Genomic DNA, 4,350 nt, shown 5'->3' on the forward strand with positions numbered 1-4,350 from the left:
CGGTGGCGTGGTGGACACGTACGTGATTGTCCCCCACGTTGGCGTGGTGGACACGCGGTCTGCAATTCACCTGAGCGCCCCGCCAGCTGAGGCCCCCCTCGGTGGCGTGGTGGACACGTACGTGATTGTCCCCCACGTTGGCGTGGTGGACACGCGGTCTGCAATTCACCTGAGCGCCCCGCCAGCTGAGGTCCCCCCCGGTGGCGTGGTGGACACGTACGTGATTGTCCCCCACGTTGGCGTGGTGGACACGTGGTCTGCAAGTCACCTGAGCGCCCTGCCAGCTGAGGTCCCCTCCGGTGGCGTGGTGGACACGCGGTTGTCCCCTCCGGTGGCGTGGTGGACACGTGGTTGTCCCCTACAGGTTGCCCCCGCTGCAGCGTTTCGCCCCGCAGCGAATACGTCTGTCGAAGCCGTCGGGTCTCGGATCTCGCGGCGGTTCTGTTTTGCGTGAACGACCCGCGAACACTGGCCGAATCGCGCGCGGGGAGACCGCCCAGGTCGACGTCAGACCGTTAGTGCAGAAGCGGGTGCAGCGCTTCTGTGACCGAGGCGGGGCGGCGTGAGCGGTCGACGGCGAGCATCTGCTCGAGGCAGGTGCCGAGCGCCCCTGAAACGTCGGGGCGCAGCGATCGCACGGTGGAGAGACGGGCCATCGACGAGAGCCGTTCCATCCCCGACGGGGGGATCGCGCCGGTCAGCGCGTGATAGAAGGTGGCGCCCAGCGAGTAGATGTCGGAACGTACGTCGCAGTGCCCCACATACATCTCGGGCGCGCCGAAGCCGTGGGTGACGCGGTGACGCGCGGCGGCGACCGTTCCGCCTCCCGTGGCGGCGTCGAGGACCTTCGAGATGCCCAGGTCGATGAGGCCGAGGTGGCCAGTGGCTTTCACGATGAGGTTCGAGGGCTGCAGGTCGCGCACGATGATGGGGGGCTGAAGACCGTGCAGCAGCGTGAGCACGTCGCCGGTCTCGAAGAGCCATTGCCGCACGCGGTCTTCAGGCTGTGGGCCTTGTTCCTTCACCCATTGCGAGAGGGTCGGGCCGTCGAACAGCTCGATGACGAGTCCGCAAAGGGCCGAAGTGTCTTGCCCTGGGGTGGGCTCGAGTCCGATGGTGTCGATCAAGGCGGGCAGGGCAGGGTGGTTCGCTTTTCGCAGCAGCGCCGACTCGAGGGCGAGAAGCGAGTGCTCCTTCGACAGGGCCGATGCGCTTCTCACGGGCTTCAGCAGCTTGATGGCCACGGCACGCGGGCCTCGCTGGTCGAGGGCGCGCCAGACGGTGCATGAGCCGCCGCTCCCCAACGGGGCCTCAAGCGTGTAGCGTTCGCAGAGCACGTCTCCCGCTTGCGGCGCGCGCGTCACGTCAGCGCTATCCGACAGTGGGGAACAGGTCGTCGGCGGGGACCTCGAGAGCAACGGCCCTGGGGCGGAACATGTGGCCGATGGTGGCAGCGGCGGTGCGCACGTAGCCGAGGTCGGTTGACTGCCACTCTTCCACCGTGAACTCGAACGGGTCGATGAGCCAGTACCACGGCACACCCGCCTCGAAGTAGCAGTTGAACTTCATGACGCGGTCACGCGCGCCGGAGTCGTGTGACACGACCTCGACGATGAGCTCGGGCGGCCCCACGATGTTGCCGCTCGTGGAGTCGTATCGCGCGTGATCTTCGAGGCGGAGCAGAACCACGTCGGGCACGAAGATGTTCTCACCGAAATCGACACAGACACCCTGGTACACCTCGAGCCGCGCGTTGCGCGTGCTGTCGTGGCAGAGGGCCTCGATGACGCCACGTATGGCCCGACCATGGCGTCCCTGGGCGGCCGTCTTCGTCACCATGAACCCGCACTGGTACTCGGCGAACGGAGCGACGGGGGCCATCACGCGCAGGTATTCCTCGCGGGTGATGGGGCGCATCGACTCGGTAGGACGAATGGTGCGTGTGTTCATGCGGTACCCTTATTCAGGTTTTCTGTACATTCCTGCCTTCTCGAGCGCCGCGCACGAGGTGCGCGGGACGTCAGGAATCGGCGTCGACAGCCTCGCTCACATCGCAGGAACGGGTCTCGCCGCCAGCGCCTCGCTCTCACGGTCGAACGCGAAGCCCCCACCACCAGGGCAGCGTGCCGGCGTCGTCGCTGAGACAGGCCACCTCTGCGGCTTCGCGCGCATCGGCACGCATCTGGGTGGCACGTTCACGCCATCCGGGCCAGTCGTGGGCGGTTGCCAGGCGGTCGAGGCGCAGCGGCATCTTCGAGCCCACGGCGACGGTGTGGATGATGATCGTGTTCGGCAGCGCGCGCTGCAGCGCCGCACTGACCGGACCGTCGAGCGGCGGGAGCGTGTTGACGGCCACCCGGCTTGAGGTGAACCGCGGCCTCGGTGAAGAACTCCTGGCTGAGCAGGTGCGTCGGGGGGACTCCCGTGGTCATGGCATCGACGGCGATGAGATCGAACGGGGTCGTCTTGTCGCGAAGCCAGCATCGGCCATCGATACAGGTCACGCTCGCCCCTGTTGCACCGAGATCGAAGCGCTCCCTCGCAGCTGCTACGAGGCTGGGGTCGATCTCCACGGCGTCGATCTCGGCCTGGGGCCACGCGCGGTGGAACAGGTGCAGAAGGGTGCCTCCGGCGACCCCCACCACCGCGATGCGACGGGGTTCCCTGAACCCCGCGAGCGCCGGGGCCGCCAGGAAGACATCGTGATAGAGACCGGTCTGACGCATGTCGCGGCGCAGCACTGAGTAGCAGAGGCCGCGGTCCACCGCGAGCACCCGCGTGTCCCCCTGATCGATGATCTCGTAGGCGCCGTAGGCGGATTCCCAGGCAGTGGAGGTCGGGGGGCGTGCCACTCCCCACAGCAAGCCTCCTCCCGCAAGGAGCGCAATCGCCGCGATGCCCTTCCGCCGCATCGCCACGACCGCGGTCACCACCGCAGGAAGGCTGCAGCAGACCACGCTTGCCCGCGTTCCCACGAGTCCCATCAGCATCAGGGGAGGGAGGAGCACCCCCGCAAGACTGCCCAGGGTGGACGCCGCGTACAGGCTCGCATACGATCGCCCCGCCCGCTCGAGGGTGGACGTGTTCGCGCGCAGGCAGAGCGGAAAGACAGCGGCAAGGAGAACGCCGGGTGCAATGAGAACAGCGGCTGCGGTCACGGCCAGCGCGCATGTCTGCCCCCACGGCCCGAACGGGAAACGGCTCGAGATGGCGGGGGCCAGAATGGGGGTCACGCAACCGCTCGCCGCAACCGACAGTCCTCCTAAGCCGAGGAAGAACGGCATGGAAGCGGCCCTCGCGTCGTCTTCACTGATCCGCCCCCCATGCATCCCTCCGATGGCGAGGGCGAGCAAGGTGGTGGCGATGACCATCGACCAGACGATGGTGCCGCTGCCGTAGGCGGGCGCGAGAAGACGCGGCCCGCAGATCTCGAGGGCCATGATCGCCAGTCCGGCGGTTGCGGCGCAGGCATGCGCAGTGAGACGGGTCATCGGGTCGCGCTCCTCGTCTCGGAGGGTTGTCTCTGGGTCCGAGACGTGCGGTCAGTGCCCTTTGATCGGCACTTCGAGCGAGCGCTCGACGCTGCCGCGCACCTGGCCATCGGCCGAAAACCTATCGACGTGAAGGTGGTAGGTGCTCACAGGGCGCATGCCAGGGGGGGCCTGAGACCAGTAGCGCACCTCGACCCCGCCGTCGCCGAGACCTTTTGCGACAGGAGGCGTGAAATCGACGCCTTGCCTGCCCAGGTCTTCAGGGCAGCTTGTCAGCATGGTTGCGCCGAACGCGTGACGAACCTCGGTCTCGTACGCCAGGGCGAGCTTCTCGCGTGCTGCGCCGGAGCGCTTCGACCATCCGGCAGACGCGAGGACGAGCGGTGCCGCCTCCTTGGGGGTGTAGCGCTTCAGCCCGATGAACACGGCTTCGAGGCTGTATCCACGGTCATTGGCGAAGAACCCCACGAGCGTGGTCTCCGGGAACGACGCGGGGTGCTCGAGGCGCACGTCATGATCGCTGAGGGTGTAGGCACGACCCTCGTTGAGCGCGCGCAGGATCTCGCGATCGCGGGGAGTGGCCGGGGCGTCTTGGGCCACGCGGGAAACGGAGGCCGCGGGGAGGGGAGGGGGCGCGGCAGGCGCTGAGCCAATCGAAGTGAGCCAGAGCGAGACAGCGGCGAGGGCCGCACCTCGAAGGCGAGTGGGGTCGAAGAGTCGAGGGCGAGCGTGGTGCATGCAGAGCCGGTTCCCGATGGGGTGGGGCTCTCCTGCCAACAAGCCTGTTGCTGTGCGTTCGGCGTGCCTGCATTTCACGTTTGTGAGACGCTTGTTCAAGGGCCTGTGCAGGGCGTCCGGC

4 protein-coding genes are annotated in these 4,350 nt (G+C 67.6%); all 4 read right to left on the reverse strand.

What is annotated here, in order from left to right; all coding sequences use genetic code 11:
* Nucleotides 1–515: 515 nt before the first annotated feature.
* The 4 genes from EB084_20585 to EB084_20600 all read right to left on the reverse strand — a co-directional run bounded on the left by EB084_20585 (nucleotide 516) and on the right by EB084_20600 (nucleotide 4,229).
* On the reverse strand, nucleotides 516–1,541 hold the full coding sequence (locus EB084_20585; protein ID NDD30664.1) for a serine/threonine protein kinase: 1,026 nt from the start codon (nucleotides 1,539–1,541) through the stop codon (nucleotides 516–518).
* Nucleotides 1,372–1,950, reverse strand: coding sequence for a Uma2 family endonuclease (locus EB084_20590; GenBank protein ID NDD30665.1), 579 nt, complete (start codon nucleotides 1,948–1,950; stop codon nucleotides 1,372–1,374). Before EB084_20590 ends, EB084_20585 begins: the two co-directional genes overlap by 170 nt.
* Before the next feature lie 245 nt (nucleotides 1,951–2,195).
* Entirely contained in the window at nucleotides 2,196–3,491 is a 1,296-nt protein-coding gene (locus EB084_20595; protein NDD30666.1) for a hypothetical protein, read from the reverse strand.
* Between the two features lie 51 nt (nucleotides 3,492–3,542).
* Entirely contained in the window at nucleotides 3,543–4,229 is a 687-nt protein-coding gene (locus tag EB084_20600) for a hypothetical protein (GenBank protein NDD30667.1), read from the reverse strand.
* Between the last annotated feature and the right edge of the window lie 121 nt (nucleotides 4,230–4,350).

The organism is Pseudomonadota bacterium, from assembly GCA_010028905.1.
Lineage (GTDB): Bacteria > Vulcanimicrobiota > Xenobia > RGZZ01 > RGZZ01 > RGZZ01.

Bases quoted from the DNA above. Each gene is read 5' to 3' on its own strand.
- EB084_20590 (NDD30665.1), bottom strand. From the start codon at position 1,950: ATGAACACACGCACCATTCGTCCTACCGAGTCGATGCGCCCCATCACC.
- EB084_20595 (NDD30666.1), bottom strand. From the start codon at position 3,491: ATGACCCGTCTCACTGCGCATGCCTGCGCCGCAACCGCCGGACTGGCG.
- EB084_20600 (NDD30667.1), bottom strand. From the start codon at position 4,229: ATGCACCACGCTCGCCCTCGACTCTTCGACCCCACTCGCCTTCGAGGT.